The organism is Spirillospora sp. NPDC048911, assembly GCF_043198015.1.
Classification (GTDB): Bacteria; Actinomycetota; Actinomycetes; order Streptosporangiales; family Streptosporangiaceae; genus Spirillospora.
The window spans coordinates 835,931-853,905 of sequence record NZ_JBICUD010000004.1; the positions used below are offsets into that span (position 1 = coordinate 835,931).

Here is a 17,975-nt window from a genome sequence, read left to right on the forward strand (position 1 = left end):
GCCGACCATGTACAGGGATCTCATGACATACCCGTCCACCGACCCCGGCGAGCTGCTCGACCGGGCCCGCAAGTACGAACGGCAGGGGCGCCCCGAGGAGGCCGCGGCCGCGTTCGCCGCCGTCGCCGACCGGATGGAGGCGGGCGGCGACCGCGCCGCGGCGGTCGCCGTGCGGGCCCGGCAGGCGCGGGCCCTGCAGGCGGCCGATCGCACCGACGAGGCCCTGACCGTGCTGGGCCGGGCCGACCAGGCCGCGGGCGGGCTCCCCGGCGACGCGGCGGAGGCACGCGCCGTCCTCGACGGCCAGGCGGCCCACGTGCTGGCGGGTGCCGGCCGGACCGCCGAGGCGGCCAGGCGCGCCTGGGGCGCGATGACGGGATTCCGGGCCCTGCAAGATCACAAGCGCGCCGACCGGGCGGCGGTCCACGCCGCCCGGCTGATCGTGGCCGACGCGGGGCCGCGCGAGGCCGTCGGGCCCCTCCGCGACATGCTCGCCCAGATGCCGCCCGCCGGTGACGGCTACCAGCAGGTGGCCGCCATCCTCGCGGAGGCCGAACGGCGGCCCGACCGCGACTACGACATCCTCGTGACCGATCCCGAGGCGGCCACGTGGGGACGGCTCGCCGCGGCGCTCGCGGTGGGCGCCCACCTGGCGGTCGGCAACGGCGTCGCGTGGAACACGATCACCGGCACCGACCGCGATCCCGAGCACAACCGCACCCTGCTCGAACGCGACTGGGGCATCAGCGACGCCGCCGGCTGGAAGCAGGCGATGGACCGGCTCCTCGCGGCCGAGAACTGCGATCCCGCCATCCAGATCATCCTCGACCGGCGCGCGTCCGGGATGACCGACCCGCTCGCCTGGCACTCGGCCATCGCGGGCTGGTGCCAGGAGAAGGACGTCTCGATCGAGACCACCGAGGAGCTCGTCCGGCTCGCCCGGCAGATCGCCCGGTACGAGGAACGGTTCCGCGTCGACGGCCTGCTGCCGCCGGAGGGGCGCGTCGACAGCGTCTTCGGCTACGACTTCGGCCGCGCCGTCAACATGGCCCGCTGGGGGCTGAACGCGGGCTACTGCGACGCCGAGGCCGCCGAGGACGGCGTGCTGCGCGCCGGGCACTACGCGTCCAAGGTCTACACGTCCTGGGAGGACTACTCCGCCGGGTACATCCTCGGCCGCATGCTCCGGTTCGACGAGGGCGAGCTCGGCGAGTGGTACGACCGGTCGCTCACCGGCCACCGGATCCTGGTCGAGGACCCCGGCAGCCCCTGGCGCAAGCTCGCCTGGGGCTGAGCCAGGGGAATCACTCAGCCGACGGCGTCGATCTCCTGGACGATCGCCTGCTTGCCCGGCCCGTCCAGCGACGAGGCGGCGACCGCGTTGCGGGCGAGCGCGGCCAGCTGCTCGCGGCCGAAGCCGAAGACGTCGGCGGCCACCCGGTACTCGCCGGTGAGGGTCGTGTCGAACATCGGCGGGTCGTCGCTGTTGAGGGTGACGAACAGGCCCTCCTCCAGCAGGCGCGGCAGCGGGTGCGCGGCGAGGTCCGGGACCTGCCCGGTGCAGACGTTGGACGTGGGGCAGACCTCCAGGGGGATCTGCGTCTCGCGCAGGTGGGCGACCAGGCGCGGGTCGTCCAGGCAGCGGATGCCGTGCCCGATGCGCTCGGCGCCGAGGCCCTCGATGACCTCCCAGATCGTCTCCGGGCCGCTCATCTCGCCGCCGTGCGGCAGGCTGCGCAGGCCGGCACCGCGCGCCGCGCGGAAGGCCTCGCGGATCTCGTCGCGGATCGCGTCCCGCATCTGCTCGATGCCGCCGAGGCCGAAGCCGACGAGGGCCTCCGGCGGGTGGTCCAGCGCGTGCCGGGCGGTCGCGCGGCAGCCTTCGGGCCCGAACTCGCCCGGGATGTCGAAGATGTAGGCCACCTGGATGCCGTAGAGGTCGCGCGCCTGCCGCACCGCCAGGTCCAGCGCCTCGGTGATCGCGGGCATCGGCATGCCCATGCGCTGGTGCGTGTACGGAGTGACGGTCAGCTCGACGTACCGGACGTTCTGGGCGGCCAGATCGCGGGCGGTGCCCAGGACCAGCGTGGCGACGTCCTCAGGGGTCCGAACGAGGCTGGAGACGGCCTCGTACACCTTCGCGAAGTGCGGAAAGTCGGTGAACTCGTAGAAGCGCCGGAGCTCTTCCTCACCGGTGGGGACGCGGCCGCCGGGGTGCCGCCGGGCCAGCTCCAGGACGGTCGGCACCGACGCCGACCCGACGAGATGGACGTGCAGTTCGACCTTGGGCAGCGCCTCGATGAACGAGTGGAGCGGGGACGGGGTCGCCACGGCCCCCGGGAGTTCGTGTTCGGTGGTCACCATGCCGCGAGACGCTAACAAGGCCGGACGGCCTCACGACAGTCAAAAGCAGGGTTTCTGACACAAAGCCGTCAGTTATCGTGAATTCCCTGGTCGGCGTGGGGTGGATTGAGCATGAGCCGTTCGGTCTCGGCCAGGTAGGCGTCCGCCGCCGCGCCGGCCCGCTCCTGGTCGCCCGTGCACAGCGCCGACACGAGCGGCGCGATCCTGTCGGCGGCGGCCGCCGGGTCGGCGAAGGCGTACCGGAAGACGTCGCGGACCTCCAGATAGGTGTTGAGCAGCGCGTTGACCAGGAAGCCGTAGACGCGGTTGCCGGTGGCGGCGGCGATCACCCGGTGGATCTCGCACTCGGTCAGCTGCGCCGACGCGGCGTCCGGGGCGCCGCGCAGCGCGGTGGCCAGCTCCACCAGCCGGTCGCACTGCCCGGTGGTGATGTGCACGGCCGCCTTGGCCGCCACCTGCGCCCCGACCTCGCGCCGGACCTCGAAGATCTCCGTCATCCAGGAGGGCCCGGCGGTGCGGACGAGCAGGGGCAGCAGCTCCGGGCCGCCGAGCCGCTCGTAGTCGCGGACCCGGGTGCCGACGCCGTGCTTGGTCTCCACGAGACCGACCTGCGCCAGCCGGACGATCGCGTGCTTGAGCGAGGTCCGGGTCACCTCGTAGGCGGCGGCCAGCTCGCGTTCGGCGGGCAGGTAGGACCCCGGTGGATAGCGGCCGCTCAGCACGTCGTCGCGCAGCCGTTCGGTCAGCGCGTCGACGACGGTGTCACGGGCGATCGGCGTGGTCATGGGCTGCTCCGGATCCGGACGGGACGGCGCCCAGGGTGGCTCACCCACTGAGCCACGTCAGCGTGGCAGCCGCCGCCGGGCTGCGTCAAGATGGGCACATGCGCGCCGCCCGGCTGATCTCGCTGGTCCTGCTCCTGCAGGCCCGTGGCACGATGACGGCCGGCCAGCTGGCCGAGGAGCTGGAGGTCTCCGAGCGGACCGTCTACCGGGACGTCGAGGCGCTGTCGGCCGCGGGCGTCCCCGTCTACGCCGAGCAGGGCCGCAACGGCGGCTACCGGCTGGTCGGCGGGTACCGGACGCGGCTGACCGGGCTCAGCCGCGAGGAGGCCGAGGCCCTCTTCCTGTCCGGCCTGCCCGGACCGGCCGGCGACATGGGCCTGGCCGACGCCGTTGGGGCGGCGCAGCTGAAGGTGCTGGCGGCGCTCCCGGCGCCCTTCCGCGACGCGTCCGCGCGCGCCGGGCAGCGTTTCCACCTGGACGCGCCCGGATGGTTCGGCGACGCGGGCCCGCCGCCGCTCCTGGAGCGGCTGGCGCAGGCGGTGTGGGGCGACGAGACCGTCGAGATCCGCTATCGGAAGCATGAAGAGGTCACCCGGCGCGTCGAGCCGTACGGCCTCGTGCTCAAGAACGGGATCTGGTACCTGATCGGCCATGTCCGCGACGGGGGCGGTGGCGGTCATCGCACCTACCGGGTCGACCGGATCACGGCGGTCGAGCCGGCCGGCGGGCTGTTCGACCGGGACGAGGACTTCGACCTGCCCGGTTACTGGGCCGCGCAGGCCGCCGCGTTCCTGCGGTCCATGCTCCGCGACGAGATCACCGTGCGGCTCAGCCCGCAGGGCCTGCGGCGGCTCCGGTACGCCGTGGAACCGTACGCCGCGCGACGGGCGGCCGAGGAGGCGGGCGAGCCGGACGAGGACGGCCGGGTCACCACCCGCCTGCCCGTCGAGTCGACGGACGTGGCCTACAGCGAGCTGCTACGGCTCGGCCCGGAGGTCGAGGTGCTGGAGCCCGCGGAGCTGCGGGACCGCATGCGCGAGACCGCCACCCGGCTCGCCGCGGTCTACCGGTAGCCGGTGGTGTCGGCGGGCTTGCCCGGCCGCTCGACCTCGGCGATGTAGCGCCAGGCGTCCGGGCGGCTGCCGTCGAGGTCGGTGAACCCGTACACCTGCGCGAGCCCGCCGCTCGACAGCGACCGCCCGGTCCAGCGGTGCCGGTCGGGATCGGCCGCGAGCGCGGCGACCGCGCGCCCGACGAACGCGGGCGACTCGGAGATGGCGAAGTGCGGGCTGATCTTGGCGCCGTCGAGCCAGTTGTCCTCGGTGACGCCGTAGTTCTCCAGCATGGACTCGGACCGGATCCAGCCGGGGGTGACCGAGACGGCGGTGCAGCCGTGCGGTGCGAGCTCGGCGGCCTGCCCGAGCCCCATCCGGATCACCGTCCACTTGGCGAGGTCGTAGAAGTAACCCGACTCCTTGCGATACTCGGCGTTCGTCTCGGCGGTGCCGTCGGTGACCTCCACGACGAGCCCGCCGGGGTTCCTGATGAGCAGGGGCAGCGCCCGGTGGCTGGTGATGACGTGCGTCTCGATCGCCAGCCTGAGCAGCCGCAGCCCGTTCTCCAGCGAGTGGTCCCACAGGGCGCTGCCGAACTCGAAGAGGTGGTCGGCGCCCCAGATGTCGTTGACGAGGACGTCGAGGCGGCCGTGCTCCTCGCCGATCTTCTGTACGACCCGGTCCACCTGGTCGATCTCCAGATGGTCGGCCTGGACCGCGATGCCCGTCCCACCGGCGGCGGTGACGAGCTCCGCGGTCTCCTCGATGGTCTCCGGCCGGTTCATCTCCGACCGGCTCTCGCGGGTCGTGCGGCCGGTCACGTAGACGGTCGCCCCCGCGGCGCCCAGTTCCACGGCGATGCCACGGCCCGCGCCGCGGGTGGCCCCCGCGACCAGTGCGATCTTTCCTGCCAGCGCTCTCTCACTCATGTGAACGAGGCTGGCAGGGATACCTGTCAGGTCCCGTCAGGGATCGGAAGGCTCGGGTCAGGGATTGAAGATGCTCACGCCGCCGGGGCCGACGAGGAAGCCGAGGACGATGAGGATGATCCCGAACAGCAGTTCGCGCCGGGCGATGATGACGTAGATGCCTGCGATGATCATGACCACCGCGATGAGCCAGAGTAGTGTCAGCATGGCGCCGGGGTCCCCGCGCGGGGACCCCGCAAACCATGCCCAGATTTCGGTCCTGCCCTAATTCCGGCGGCGGCTCTACGCTTTGCAGAGCCTCAGCACGTTGGCCACGATGCGGTGGCCGGACCGCCCCGCCGCGGTGAGGATCGACTCCGGGTGGAACTGCACCGCCCAGCGCTTGCGCAGCGGGTCCTCGATGGCCATCACCACGTCGCCGGTCTGGGCGGTGATCTCGAAGCCCTTCACCTGCTCCGGCTTGGCGTGCAGGGAGTGGTACCGGGCGGCGGTGAACTCCGCCGGCAGGCCGCCGAGGATCTCGCCGCCGGTCACGCGTACCTGCCCGGGCTTGCCGTGCGAGGGCTCGGGCAGCAGCGACAGCTCGCCGCCCGCGTGCTCCACCATCGCCTGGAGACCGAGACAGACGCCGAAGACCGGCAGGTTCCGGGCGTCCAGAGCGTCGAGCAGGCTCGCCGTGGCGAAGTCGGCCGGGCGGCCGGGGCCGGGTGACAGCACGACCAGGTCGGGGGCCTGCTCGTCCAGCATCCGTACCGGGAAGCCGTGCCGCAGGGTGACCACCTCGGCGCCCTTCTGGCGGAAGTAGTCGGCGAGGGTGTTGACGAACGAGTCCTCATGGTCGACGAGCAGCACCTTCACCCCCTCTCCGGACCGTTCGGCGACCTCGGCCTCCACCTCGGCCGCGCGCTCGGCGGTGCCGTGCCGGGACTCTTCGAGCGCGCCCAGCAGGGCGCTGGCCTTGAGGTGCGTCTCGCGCTCCTCCTCGTCCGGGTCGGAGTCGTAGAGCAGCGTCGCCCCGGCGCGGACGGTGGCGACGCCGTCGCGGATCTGGGCGGTCCGGAGCGTGAGCCCGGTGTTCATCGAGCCGTCGAAGCCGACGAACCCGACCGCCCCGCCGTACCAGCGCCGCGGCGACTCCTCGTGGTCCTCGATGAACTGCATCGCCCACGTCTTGGGCGCGCCGGTGACGGTGACCGCCCACATGTGGGTCAGGAACGCGTCGAGGGCGTCGAAGCCCGGGCGCAGCCGCCCCTCGATGTGGTCGACGGTGTGGATCAGGCGCGAGTAGAGCTCGATCTGCCTGCGGCCCAGCACCTTGACGCTGCCCGGCACGCAGATCCGCGACTTGTCGTTGCGGTCGACGTCGGTGCACATCGTCAGCTCGGACTCGTCCTTGAGCGAGGTCAGGATGGTCCGGATCTGCTCGGCGTCCTCCAGCGGGTCCGCGCCGCGCCGGATCGTGCCCGCGATCGGGCAGGTCTCCACGCGGTCGCCGTTGACCCGGACGAACATCTCCGGGGAGGCGCCGACGAGGTACTCGCCCTCGCCGAGGTTGAACAGGAACTCGTACGGCGCGGGGTTGGTCTCGCGCAGCCGCTCGAAGAACGCCGACGGCGAGTCGCACCGCCCGTACATCGCGTGGCCGGGCGTCACCTCGAACAGGTCGCCGCGGACGAACTTGTCCTTGGCCTCCCGCACCATCTGCGCGTAGACGCCCGGGACCGGCTGGGGCGGCAGCTCGGCGGCGACCACCGCGGGGGTCGGCTCGGTCTCGCGCGGCAGCCCGGCGGTGCTCGCGCCGCCGACCGCGAAGTCGTACGACATCCGGTGCGAGACCTCCAGCTTGCGGTCGACGACCACCATCTCGTCGGCCAGGTGCAGCACCAGGTCCCGCTGGTCGGCGGGCCGCTCCAGGGCGAGCCGGAGCGGCTCGAACTGCAGCGAGAGGTCGTAGCCGAACGCCCCGTAGAGCCCGAGATGCGGGTCGTCGCACCGGAACAGATCGGTGATCGCGCGGATCGCGGTGAAGACCGTCGGCTGCCGGCTGCGCTCCTCCTCGGTGAAGAACTCCTCGGTCGGCGGGATGAAGACCTCGAACCGGCCGCGCTCGTCGGCGCGGACCTCGCCGGTGCCGCGCAGGACGTCCGCGAGCGCCGGGAGCACCACCTCGCCGCGGCCGTTGAGCGACCGCACCGTCAGCACCCGGCCCCGCGCGACGATCTCCAGGCAGGGGTCGAGATAGGCCATGTGCCAGCGGCTGTAGCGGCCGGGGTACTCCATGCCGGAGCTGAGGACGCCGCCGCGCCGCTCCCCCACGGCGGCGACGAGGGCGTTGAGCACGTCGGACTTGCGCTCGGGGTCGACCGGCGTCGCCGTACGGGTGACCCGTACGCCCCCGGCGGTCACGAACTCGCTGGTCTGCGGCTGATATCGGTCGGTCTCCACCGCGGTGGCCCCTCGTCGTCAGGCCCTGCACCCGGAGAGACCAGAAAGCGACCGCCGGGTGAGGGCGGTCGCCTGGAAGTTCGAGCAAGCACGAATCTGGCACCGCCTCAGCGGCGCCACCACCAGCGGTGGGTTTCGATTCGCATGCGGAGAGCTTACCTCATCGATGCTTTCCCGGCCTCGAATCCTCGCGTGCGAGGTCGGGCTTGTTGCGGCTCCCCCGGATCGTCATGATGGACGCAAGGGACCACTTACAACACGGGAGCTCCCACGGATGACCGGCCACAACACCGAGTTCGAACTCCGCGGCGTCAACCATCTGGCGCTCGTCTGCCGCGACATGGAGCGCACGGTCGACTTCTACTCCGGCGTCCTCGGCATGCCCCTGATCAAGACGATCGAGCTCCCGATGGGCTGGGGCCAGCACTTCTTCTTCGACTGCGGCGGCGGCAACGCGCTGGCGTTCTTCTGGTTCCCCGACGCCCCCGAGCCCGTGCCCGGCGTGTCGGCGCCGAAGAACCTGCCCGACCGCGGCGAGCTGCTGTCGGCGGTCGGCTCGATGAACCACATCGCCTTCGACGTCCCGCCGGAGAAGATCGAGGAGTACCGCGACAAGCTCGTGGCCAAGGGGATCGACGTCGGCGTCCTGCTCAACCACGACGACAGCGAGTTCGGCGTCGCCGAGAAGGTGCACGACGGGGTCTTCGTGCGGTCCATCTACTTCAAGGACCCCGACGGGATCCTGGTGGAGTTCGCCGCCTGGCTGCGTGAGCTCGACCGGCCGGAGGACGTCCGGCACGAGCCGAAGACCGAGGCGGACCGTACCATCTGACCAGGGGGTTCTCGGAGGCCGAGCCGGTTGGACCGATCCAGCCAACTCGTGGCGTCTCCGAGATTCGCCTGTGACCAGCGGGAAGGTAGGCTCCGGCCACTCACCCTGAGAGTGACCTGTCTCACGATGTGGACGGGTCGTGCGATCCGCACGGTACGAGGAGGACCCCTTGACCTCGCAAGAAGAGGCCTCGCAGGCACCGCCGGAGACACGGCGGACCGACCGCAGCCACTGGAACTGGCTGCTGGTGGTCCCCGTGGTGATCCCGCTGCTGACGCTGCTGTTCAACAAGAAGGACCCGGAGCTCGCCGGCTTCCCGGCCTTCTACTGGATGCAGTTCGCCTTCATCCCCCTGGGCGTCGTCTGCACCGTGGTCGTTTACCGCATGACCAAGCGGAAGGAGGACTGACCGATGAAGGACCACCTCACCGAGTTGATCATCTTCGGCGTGCTCTTCCTCCTGGTCAGCGGGATGGGCTTCGTGGCGGCGCGCTGGCGGCGGCCGGCCACGATGGACAGCCTGGACGAGTGGGGTCTCGGCGGCCGCAACTTCGGCTCCTGGATCAGCTGGTTTCTGATCGGCGGCGACCTCTACACCGCCTACACCTTCGTCGCCGTCCCGGCCCTGGTGTTCGGCGCGGGCGCGATGGGCTTCTACGCCGTGCCCTACACGATCGTCGTGTACCCCCTGGTCTTCCTCGTGCTGATCCGGCTCTGGTCGGTCTCGCACGTGCACGGCTTCGTGACCCCGGCCGACTTCGTCCGGGCCCGGTTCGGCTCCCCCACGCTGGCGCTCGTGGTCGCGATCACCGGCATCGTCGCGACGATGCCCTACATCGCGTTGCAGCTGGTCGGCATCGAGGCCGTGCTCAAGGCGATGGGCGTGACCGGCCACCTGCCGATCATCATCGCGTTCGCGATCCTGGCCGCCTACACCTACCAGTCGGGCCTGCGGGCGCCCGCGCTGATCGCCTTCGTCAAGGACATCCTGATCTACCTGGTGATCATCGTCGCGGTGCTCTACATCCCGAGCAAGCTCGGCGGCTGGGGCGACATCTTCGGCGCGGCCGAGAAGAAGTTCGCCGCGTCCCCCAACCCCGCCGACGGCACCCTGCTCAACAGCGCCAACCAGCTCAACTACGCGGCGCTCGCGCTCGGCTCGGCGCTGGCGCTGTTCCTCTACCCGCACAGCATCACCGGCGTGCTGGCCAGCCGGAACCGCAACGTGATCAAGCGGAACATGGCGGCGCTGCCCGCCTACAGCTTCGTGCTCGGCCTGATCGCGCTGCTGGGCTTCATGGCCATCGCCGCCGGCACCAAGCCGATCGGCACCGACACCAACACCGTGGTCCCGGTGCTGTTCGACGAGATGTTCCCGAGCTGGTTCACCGGCGTCGCCTACGCGGCCATCGGCATCGGCGCCCTGGTCCCGGCCGCGATCATGTCGATCGCCGCGGCCAACCTGTTCACGCGGAACATCTACAAGGAGTACCTCCGCAAGGACGCGACCGAGAAGCAGGAGGCCACGGTCAGCAAGCTGGTCTCGCTGGTCGTCAAGGTCGGCGCGGTCGCCTGCATCCTGCTGCTGGACCCGCAGTTCTCCATCGACCTGCAGCTGATCGGCGGCGTGATCATCCTGCAGACGCTGCCGGCCGTGGCACTGGGCCTGATGACCCGCTGGTTCCACCGCGGCGCGCTGATCGCGGGCTGGGCCGCCGGCCTCGCCTGGGGCATGTACATGCTGTACGAGATCCCGAACCCCGCCAAGAAGAAGGAGCACTTCGGCGGCTCGGCCTACAACCTGAGCGAGCTGGGCTTCGACACCAAGATGACGATCTACGTCGGCGTCCTGGCCCTCGCGCTCAACGTGCTCGTGGCCGTCCTCGGCACGCTGATCCTCAAGGCCGCCAAGGTCAAGGACGGCGACGACGCCACCAAGTCGACCGACTACACGGCCGACGAGGGCGACCCCAAGGTCAAGGAGATGGAGCTCACCAGCTCCACCTGATCCCGGCCGCCGTCAGCTGAGCCCGGGCGCCTCCTTCGCGGAGGTGTCCGGGCTCAGCCCGTGTAGGAGGGGTTCGCGACGGCGAGTTTGTCGCGCGTGGCGTCCAGGAGCGCGGATTTCAGCTCGTCGTAGCGGCCGTCGAACCGCCCCTCCCGGATCGCGGCGGCCAGCTCCGCGTCGTCCGCGACTCCCAGCCCGGCCAGCCGCGCGGCATGGGCCCGCTCCTGCGGCGCGCCGAGGTCCAGCTCCCTTTCGACCATCCCGAGAACGTTGACGGCGACCAGGCCGTGGAAGCGCGTGCGGCCCTCCAGCGACCCCAGGACGTCGCGTTCGAGGAACTCCCGCACGGCGGCGACGAGTTCGGCGGCGGTCGGAGCGTCGTGCGGCGGGGGCATCGCGCTTCTCCTCGATCCGGGACAGAATGCGATTCTAGACCGAGGAGGGATCATGAGCTTCGAGGTGCCCGCGTCCGTACGGCCGATCCGCGACGCCGTCCACGCCTTCATGACCGAGCGGGTCGAGCCCGCCGAGCCGGTGCTGCAAGGCGGTGGCGAGGAGGCGGTCGCCGCCCTGGCCGATCTCCAGCGGCAGGCCAAGTCCGAAGGGCTGTGGGCGCTCGGGCATCCCAAGGAGCTCGGCGGCGGCGGGCTGCCGTTCCTCGACTACGTGTACGTCAACGAGGTGCAGGGACGGAGCGAGTTCGGCCAGCTCGCGCTCGGCACGTACACGCTCCAGGACTCGATCATGCTGCACAGGTACGCCAGCGAGCCGCAGCGCGACCGGTTCCTCAAGCCGCTGGTGCAGGCGGAGATCAACCCGAGCTTCGCGATGACCGAGCCGGGGATCTCCAGCTCGGATCCGACACAGCTCACCACCACCGCCACCCTGGAGGGGGACGAGTGGGTGATCCGGGGCCGCAAGTGGTTCACCACGCTCGCGAGCCGCGCCGCGTACACCACGGTCATGTGCCGGACGGAGCCCGAGGGGACGTCGCCGTACCTGTCGTTCAGCATGATCCTCGTGCCGACCGACACCCCCGGCTACACGATCGTGCGCGACACCCCCGTCCTCGGCCTGGACGGCGCGCACTGCGAGGTGCTGTACGACGAGGTGCGGGTGCCGGAGGACAACCTGCTCGGGCCGCGCGGGCACGGCTTCGTCATCGCCCAGGAACGGCTCGGGCCCGGCCGGATCTTCCACTGCATGCGCTTCCTCGGCCAGGCCCAGCGCGCGTTCGACCTCATGTGCGCGCGGCTGCACGAACGCACCGCCTTCGGTGAGCCGCTCGCCAAGAAGCAGCTCCTGCAGAAGCACGTCTTCGACTCGTACACCGAGATCCAGTCGTCGCGGCTCCTGACGCTGCACGCGGCCCACAAGATCGATGAGGGCGACCAGGCGAGGGTGGAGATCGGAGTCATCAAGGTGGCCGCCGCGACCATGCTGCACAACGTCATCGACCGGGCCATCCAGGTCTACGGGGCGCAGGGCCTGACCCCGGACACCCCGCTCGACCACATGTACCGGCATGCCCGCGCGGGCCGCATCTTCGACGGCCCGGACGAGGTCCACGTGACCACCACCGCGCGCCGGATCCTCAAGGAGTACGCCGAGGGCCGCACCTGGGAGTTCGGCCTGCGCTGAGACGTGCGACCCCGAGGTCCCGTCAAGATTCCCGCCTGTCCGGGATCGGCCGCCCCGGTCCGGCCTGCGCTTTTCCGCGTGGCCGGATCAGGCGCTGGGCTCATGGCAAATAGATAGGTTACTTTCCTATTCAATTCCTGCCGCTGAGATCGACGCCGATTCCAGGAAAGCGGTTCACGCTGCCATGACACCCCCGAGAAGATCCGCAGCCGCGGCCACCGCCGTCGCGCTCGCCGCGACGTTCGCCGTGGCCTCCCTCCCCCGCACCGCGTCCGCCGCCTGCGCCCCGGACGCGCGCGACCTGCTGATGACCTACCAGCCGGTCGACCACACCGTCACCGACGCCAGCTACTTCCTGGCACGGCTGACCCTCGCCAACGGCGACCGCCGGTGCTCGCTCGCCGGCGGATGGACGATGTACTTCAACTCCGTCCGCCAGCCCGCCGCCGTCCTGGACGGCGCGGCGGGCGACCTCGCGCGCAAGCAGCTCGCCGATCAGGGCCTGGCGGTGACCCGCGCGGACAAGGCCCAGAGCGGCGACTTCTACGCGCTCAGGCCGACCGGCGCGTTCAAGCCGGTGGCCTCCGGCGAACGCCGCGCGATCGCGCTGAACATCGAGCTCTGGGCGACCCACAAGTCCGACGGGCCCGCCGGGTGGAGCATCGCGTACGGCAGCGGAAAGCCCCGCTGGATGCCGTCCAAGACCCTGCTCGATCCCACGGATCCGAAGCAGACCAAGGCGTTCTCCGGCGACGTCCGTCCGGTGGAGTCGGCCGCCACCCGGTTCGCCGCGAACACCTCCGGCAAGCAGCGGCTGACCCTCCAGCAGCGCATCCTGCCGCAGCCCCTGTCGGCGACCGAGACCGGCGGCGCCGTGCGGATCGGCGGGTCGTCCCCCATCAACGCCGCGCCGTCCCTGCGCCGTGAGGCGGGATACCTGCGGTCGGCGCTGCGCGACGCGGCCAAGGGCGGCGGGGCGCCGATCTCGCTGCGGGTCGACCCCAAGCTGGACGTCGACCGCGACGGCAAGGTGGACGCCGAGGGCTACACGCTCACCAGCACCGCCAAGGGCGTGGACATCGTCGGCGCCGACCGGGCGGGGGTGCTCTACGGCGTCCAGACGCTGCGGCAGCTCATCCCCGCGAGCTCCGCCACGTCCGGCGGGCCGGTCTCGGTGCCGCGCGCCCGGATCGCCGACGCGCCGCTGTTCGGCTACCGGGGCCTGCACATCGACACGGCCCGGCACTTCGAGACCAAGGAGACCATCAAGAAGTTCCTGGACCTGATGGCCTTCACCAAGATGAACCGGCTGCACTTCGGCCTGACCAACGACGAGGGCTGGCGGCTGGAGATCCCGGGCCTGCCCGAGCTGACCGGCTTCGGGTCCAAGCGCGAGCTGGACCTCGCCGAGACCGGCGCGCTGCACCAGGGCATGGGCTCGGTGAACGACCTGGGCCGCGGCGACGGCGTCGCCGGCAAGCCCAGCGGCCGGACCGAGGCCAATCTCGGCCGCAGGCCCGCCTACCAGGGCTTCGAGCAGGCGATGCAGAACTTCGTCGGCAAGGGCTCCGGCCACTACTCGGTCCGGGACTTCAAGGAGATCCTGGCGTACGCGACCGAGCGGCACATCGAGGTCGTCCCCGAGCTCAACTTCCCGGCGCACGCCCGCGCCGCCGTGCAGTCGATGGAACGCCGTTACCAGCGCACCCACGACGGCACCTACCGGCTGCTGGACCCGGACGACACCTCCCGGCACACCAGCGTGCAGCTCTACACCGACAACCTCGCCAATCCGTGCATCCCGAGCACCTACGCCTTCCTCACCAAGGTCGTCTCCGAGGTGAAGAAGATGTACGCGGGCGCCGGCGCCCCGTTCAACCGGCTCAACCTGGGCGGCGACGAGCCCCCCGGCCCGCCCGAGGGCTGGTGGTCCGGGTCGCCCGCCTGCAAGAACAACCCCGAGACGGCGGGCAGGACCGGCGAGCAGCTCAAGGAGCTGTTCTTCACCAAGTACAACGCCATCGCGCGGACGGCCGCGAAGACGACCTCCGGCTGGGAGGACGTCACGCACCCCGACACCCCGTTCCGGCTGAAGGACTTCACCCCGCTCCCCTGGCAGAACGTCTGGGGCTGGGGCCGTGAGGACTGGGCCTACCGGTTCGCCAACGCGGGCACGCCGGTGATCCTCGCGCACGCGACGAACCTCTACATGGACCTCGCCTACAACAAGGACCCGGACGAGCCCGGCTACTACTGGGCCGCCTACGTGGACGAGAAGAGCACGTTCACCTACCAGCCGTTCAACGTGTACGCCAACGCCACCGAGACGCGGTGGGGCGGCCCCGTCACCCCCGACCCCAACTGGGTGAAGCTCACCGAGGCCGGCAGGAAGAACATCCTCGGGCTCGAGGCGCAGCTGTGGGCGGAGAACGGCAAGGCCCCCGAGATCCGCGAGTACCAGGCGTTCCCCAAGCTGCTCGGCGTGGCCGAGCGTGCTTGGAACCGCCGCACCCCCGGCACCGCCCAGATGCCCGCGGCGTGGGACGTCTTCAACAACACGCTCGGGCAGGCGACCTTCCCGCTGCTGTCGTTCTACAAGCCCGTCGGCCTGGGCGGCGAGGGCGTGAACTACCGGATCCCGCTGCCCGGGGCGAAGATCTCCGGCGGAACGCTCACCGCGAACGTCCGCAACCCCGGGATGGCCATCGAGTACTCCACCGACGGGGTGCGCTGGCGGCCCTACACCGGGCCGGTCACGGTCGGCTCGGCGGCGCTGACCCGGACGCGGAGCGCCGACGGCCGCACGAGCCGCGTCTCGCCGGTCGGAGTGACCGCCTGGCAGAGCGCCACCGCCTACCGGGCGGGCGCGCTGGTGACCCACCAGGGCGAGCTCTTCACGGCGACGGCGCCCGGCACCGGACAGGCCCCGGACATCTCCCCGAGGGCATGGCGCCTCCTGCAGTGATCGAGTGACCGGCGAGCGAGGAGAGGCAGGGCCGCCCGTCCCCCACCGGGCGGCCCTGCCTCTCCGCCTCGGCAAGAATCGTTAAAGATCCCTCCAATGCGGCCTTGGCCGGGGCGTCCGCCGGGAATCACCACGCACGTGCGAGTTTCGGGGGGAAAGGCGCGTACCAGGGCCGCCGTCATCGGCGCGGGGATGCTCATGTGGGCCATGCCGGCGGGACCCGCGGCATGGGCGGACGACCTCGAGATCGACCCCGGGACGGCCCATCCGGGCGATTCGATCACCGTTTCGGGCGGTTGCAAGGACAACGACACGTTCGTCAGCGTCTCGGGCGCGGCGAGCGGCCGGGGCGCGGTCAGCACGGGCTACTTCAGCGTGCAGGCGAAGGTGAAGTGGATCGAGCCGGGCCGCTACACGATCATCGCCAAGTGCGTCTCGTCCGGCTATCCCCAGACCGGCCGGATCAAGATCGAGCACCGCGGCCGGAAGGGAACCGGCTCCTCGGGCAAACCCGACGGCGAGGTCATGACCGGAGGCGGCGGGGCCCGGGACGGAGCCCAGAGCGGGACCGAGGGGCGCGGGCTCCCGTGGCTCTGGCTGGGGCTGGCCACGGTGGCCGGTGCCGCGGGCGCCGGCGGGATCACACGGCTCCGGTCCAGGGCACGTGGGCGAACGTAACGGTGGCGGCGGCTATGTGATCGCTGTGGGCCTGGCGGTGCTCGCCGCCCTCGCGGTGGGCCACCGAGCCAAGGACCCGGACGAGTCGTACCGCGACCTCGGGGGGCCGCGGGCGCTCTGGAACATTCCGGACGGCGCGGAACTCCCGGTCTCGCCACCGGAGCGCCTGGAGATCCCGGCCGTCGGCGTGGACGCCCCGGTGATGCGGCTCGGCAAGAAGGACGACGGATCCGTGCAGGTCCCGCCCTTCGACAAGTCGGGACACGCCGGCTGGTACCGGCGCGGACCGGCGCCGGGCAGCCGCGGATCGGCGGTCGTCCTCGGCCACTACGACGACCTGGACGGCGCCGCGGTCTTCTACGACCTCCACAAGATCAAACCCGGCGCCCGGATCAGGGTGCTGCGCCACGACCGGAGCGAGGCGGTGTTCCGGGTGGACGCCGTCGAGCGGATCCGCAAGTCGGAGTTCCCGCGCGACCGCGTCTACGGGGACGTCCGCTACGCGGGCCTGCGCCTGATCACGTGCGGCGGCGCCTACGACGAGGACGAGCACTCGTATCGCGACAACGTCATCGTCTACGCCCATCTCGTCGGCGGCCGGTGATCACGGGAGCATCCGCAGCAGATCCCACTCGTTCTCGGCCACCCGGCGGCCCAGCGCGGCCAGCTCGACCGAGCGCTCGCCGCCGGTCAGATGCCGCCGGGCCTGCATGACGCAGATGATCGCCCAGCGCGCCACGCCGAACATCTCCCACCACCGCAGCGCCACCCGGTCGACCTCGGCGCCGCCCGCCTTCTCGTATGCCTCGATCAGCTGGTCGTAGGAGCCGAACCCGCCGACCGGCGGCTCTGCCCCGAACCGCCAGGCCTTCACGCACAGCCAGCCGAGATCCTCCAGAGGATCGCCCAGGTGGGCCAGCTCCCAGTCGAGCACGGCCCTGATCCCGTCGGGGCCGACGATGAGGTTGCCGTTGCGGAAGTCGCCGTGGACGACGACCGTCCGGTGCGCGGGCGGGCGGTTGCGGGCCAGCCAGCCGAGGGCGAACTCCAGCGCGGGATGCGGCTCGCCAATGCCGTCCAGCACCGACCGCCAGGCCTCCAGCTGGTCGGCGTGCTCCAGCTGCGGGACCCCGGCGACGGGGATGCGGTGGATCGCCGCGAGGACCTCGCCGCACTGCCCGGCCAGGAGGGGCCGCACGTCCGCGAGCGCGGGATCACGGAGGATCCTGCGCGGAATGGTCTCGCCCTCGACCCGCTCCATCACCACGAACTCGGCGCCGAGCTCGTCGCCGGCCGCGATGACCTCGGGACTGGGCACACCGGCCGCGCCCGCCGCGCGCATCAGCACCGCCTCCTGCGCCAGCGGGCCGCCCGCCATCGCCCCCTGCGTGGCGAGCCGGAGGATGAGCGGACGCACCTCCCCGGCCGCGGTGACGGCCTCGAATCCGCAGGTCACCCGCGAGGCGCCGCCGCTGTCGCGGCGCAGCCCGCGCACCTCCACGCCCGCGCCGTACCGCTCGGCGAGCACCTCCGACAGCGGCCCCGCCAGCCGGTCGAGCTCCATCCCGGGCGCCTCCCCCGTCATTCGCGGAACAGTTCCAGGACCTGGGGGGACGACACGGCGGCGGCCGGGAGGCCGCCCAGGATGAGGTCGGCGAGGCTGTCGACGACGGTCTCGCGCGGCACCTCGTCGGCGTGGTCGAGCCACCAGTCGCCGGCCGTCTGCACCATGCCGACGACCGCGTGGGCCCACACGTAGGCGCGGGTGCGGTCGGTCAGCTCCGTTTCGGCGATCATGACCTCGGCCAGCTCGCGGCTGAGCCCCCGGATCATGGTGCTCATCGCGCCGTGCGTGGCGGCGTCCTCGGCGCTGGCCCGGTGCATGAGGAAGCGGTAGAGGTTCAGGTTGGCCGAGATCGTCGACAGGTAGGTGTCGATCGTGCAGCGGGTGCGGGCCCGGACGGACGTGGCCCGGGAGAACTCGTTCTGCACGCCCTCGATCAGCTTGCGGGTGTGCCGCTCGGCGAGCGCCTGGTAGAGGCCGCTCTTGTCGCCGAAGTGCCGGTAGAGGATCGGCTTGCTGATGCCCGCCTCGGCGGCGATGGAGGCCATCGACGCGCCCGGCCCCTCGCGCTGGATGACCCGGTCGGCCGCCTCCAGCAGGGCCCGCCGCCGGTCCGGGTCGCGTCGCGCCCCCGGGCTCGCCGTCCCCGTGGTCGTCATGGTGAGAACCGTACGCCATGCAGGGGCCGAGATCGTCACGACGGCGGCCA

General features: G+C 71.4%; 17 protein-coding genes. 9 read left to right on the forward strand and 8 right to left on the reverse strand.

Translation table 11 applies throughout. The features are described 5' to 3' along the window. The first annotated feature begins 22 nt into the window (after positions 1 to 22). Positions 23 to 1,294: a DUF1266 domain-containing protein gene (locus ACGFNU_RS22535; protein ID WP_392596399.1), complete on the forward strand. Its 1,272-nt coding sequence runs from the start codon at positions 23 to 25 to the stop codon at positions 1,292 to 1,294. A 14-nt stretch (positions 1,295 to 1,308) separates the two neighbouring features. On the opposite strand, the gene add is transcribed toward ACGFNU_RS22535, so the two are convergent. Both add and ACGFNU_RS22545 read right to left on the reverse strand, forming a co-directional pair. After that, positions 1,309 to 2,364, reverse strand: coding sequence for an adenosine deaminase (add, locus tag ACGFNU_RS22540; RefSeq protein ID WP_392596401.1), 1,056 nt, complete (start codon positions 2,362 to 2,364; stop codon positions 1,309 to 1,311). A gap of 68 nt (positions 2,365 to 2,432) precedes the next feature. Further along, complete coding sequence (locus tag ACGFNU_RS22545) at positions 2,433 to 3,149, reverse strand: FadR/GntR family transcriptional regulator (protein WP_392596403.1); 717 nt, start codon at positions 3,147 to 3,149, stop codon at positions 2,433 to 2,435. A 98-nt stretch (positions 3,150 to 3,247) separates the two neighbouring features. Here ACGFNU_RS22545 and ACGFNU_RS22550 point away from each other — a divergent pair, with 98 nt between their 5' ends. Beyond that, on the forward strand, positions 3,248 to 4,222 hold the full coding sequence (locus ACGFNU_RS22550) for a helix-turn-helix transcriptional regulator (RefSeq protein ID WP_392596405.1): 975 nt from the start codon (positions 3,248 to 3,250) through the stop codon (positions 4,220 to 4,222). On the opposite strand, the gene ACGFNU_RS22555 is transcribed toward ACGFNU_RS22550, so the two are convergent. From ACGFNU_RS22555 to ACGFNU_RS22565, 3 genes are all read right to left on the reverse strand, one after another. Further along, positions 4,213 to 5,133 (reverse strand): SDR family oxidoreductase, encoded by a 921-nt coding sequence (locus ACGFNU_RS22555; RefSeq protein WP_392596407.1) that lies wholly within the window; start codon positions 5,131 to 5,133, stop codon positions 4,213 to 4,215. The genes ACGFNU_RS22550 and ACGFNU_RS22555 overlap by 10 nt on opposite strands. Positions 5,134 to 5,190: 57 nt before the next feature. Next, positions 5,191 to 5,340 (reverse strand): GPGG-motif small membrane protein, encoded by a 150-nt coding sequence (locus ACGFNU_RS22560; protein WP_392596409.1) that lies wholly within the window; start codon positions 5,338 to 5,340, stop codon positions 5,191 to 5,193. Positions 5,341 to 5,415: 75 nt separating this feature from the next. Then, a complete protein-coding gene (locus ACGFNU_RS22565) occupies positions 5,416 to 7,578 on the reverse strand; it encodes an anthranilate synthase component I (RefSeq protein ID WP_392596411.1) in 2,163 nt (720 codons plus the stop codon). Between the two features lie 274 nt (positions 7,579 to 7,852). On the opposite strand from ACGFNU_RS22565, the gene ACGFNU_RS22570 reads away from it, so the two are divergent. The 3 genes from ACGFNU_RS22570 to mctP all read left to right on the forward strand — a co-directional run bounded on the left by ACGFNU_RS22570 (position 7,853) and on the right by mctP (position 10,418). Beyond that, positions 7,853 to 8,410, forward strand: a complete 558-nt coding sequence (locus tag ACGFNU_RS22570) for a VOC family protein (protein ID WP_392596413.1) — start codon at positions 7,853 to 7,855, stop codon at positions 8,408 to 8,410. Positions 8,411 to 8,579: 169 nt separating this feature from the next. Continuing rightward, a complete protein-coding gene (locus tag ACGFNU_RS22575; protein ID WP_392596415.1) occupies positions 8,580 to 8,819 on the forward strand; it encodes a DUF3311 domain-containing protein in 240 nt (79 codons plus the stop codon). A gap of 3 nt (positions 8,820 to 8,822) precedes the next feature. Continuing rightward, positions 8,823 to 10,418 (forward strand): monocarboxylate uptake permease MctP, encoded by a 1,596-nt coding sequence (gene mctP / locus ACGFNU_RS22580; RefSeq protein WP_392596417.1) that lies wholly within the window; start codon positions 8,823 to 8,825, stop codon positions 10,416 to 10,418. Positions 10,419 to 10,471: 53 nt separating this feature from the next. Here the strand turns inward: mctP and ACGFNU_RS22585 are convergent, their stop codons facing one another. Further along, positions 10,472 to 10,813 (reverse strand): DUF6285 domain-containing protein, encoded by a 342-nt coding sequence (locus tag ACGFNU_RS22585; RefSeq protein WP_392596419.1) that lies wholly within the window; start codon positions 10,811 to 10,813, stop codon positions 10,472 to 10,474. Between the two features lie 52 nt (positions 10,814 to 10,865). Between ACGFNU_RS22585 and ACGFNU_RS22590 the strand changes: the two genes are divergently transcribed. The 4 genes from ACGFNU_RS22590 (at position 10,866) to ACGFNU_RS22605 (ending at position 16,306) form a co-directional block, all read left to right on the forward strand. Continuing rightward, positions 10,866 to 12,059 (forward strand): acyl-CoA dehydrogenase family protein, encoded by a 1,194-nt coding sequence (locus ACGFNU_RS22590; protein ID WP_392596421.1) that lies wholly within the window; start codon positions 10,866 to 10,868, stop codon positions 12,057 to 12,059. 184 nt (positions 12,060 to 12,243) lie between these two features. Then, positions 12,244 to 15,024: a family 20 glycosylhydrolase gene (locus tag ACGFNU_RS22595; RefSeq protein ID WP_392596423.1), complete on the forward strand. Its 2,781-nt coding sequence runs from the start codon at positions 12,244 to 12,246 to the stop codon at positions 15,022 to 15,024. A gap of 138 nt (positions 15,025 to 15,162) precedes the next feature. Next, complete coding sequence (locus ACGFNU_RS22600; RefSeq protein ID WP_392596425.1) at positions 15,163 to 15,702, forward strand: hypothetical protein; 540 nt, start codon at positions 15,163 to 15,165, stop codon at positions 15,700 to 15,702. Next, entirely contained in the window at positions 15,689 to 16,306 is a 618-nt protein-coding gene (locus ACGFNU_RS22605) for a class F sortase (protein ID WP_392596427.1), read from the forward strand. Before ACGFNU_RS22600 ends, ACGFNU_RS22605 begins: the two co-directional genes overlap by 14 nt. Here the strand turns inward: ACGFNU_RS22605 and ACGFNU_RS22610 are convergent, their stop codons facing one another. Next, positions 16,307 to 17,287: a phosphotransferase family protein gene (locus ACGFNU_RS22610; RefSeq protein ID WP_392596429.1), complete on the reverse strand. Its 981-nt coding sequence runs from the start codon at positions 17,285 to 17,287 to the stop codon at positions 16,307 to 16,309. Next, entirely contained in the window at positions 17,284 to 17,925 is a 642-nt protein-coding gene (locus tag ACGFNU_RS22615) for a TetR family transcriptional regulator (protein WP_392596431.1), read from the reverse strand. Before ACGFNU_RS22615 ends, ACGFNU_RS22610 begins: the two co-directional genes overlap by 4 nt. Between the last annotated feature and the right edge of the window lie 50 nt (positions 17,926 to 17,975).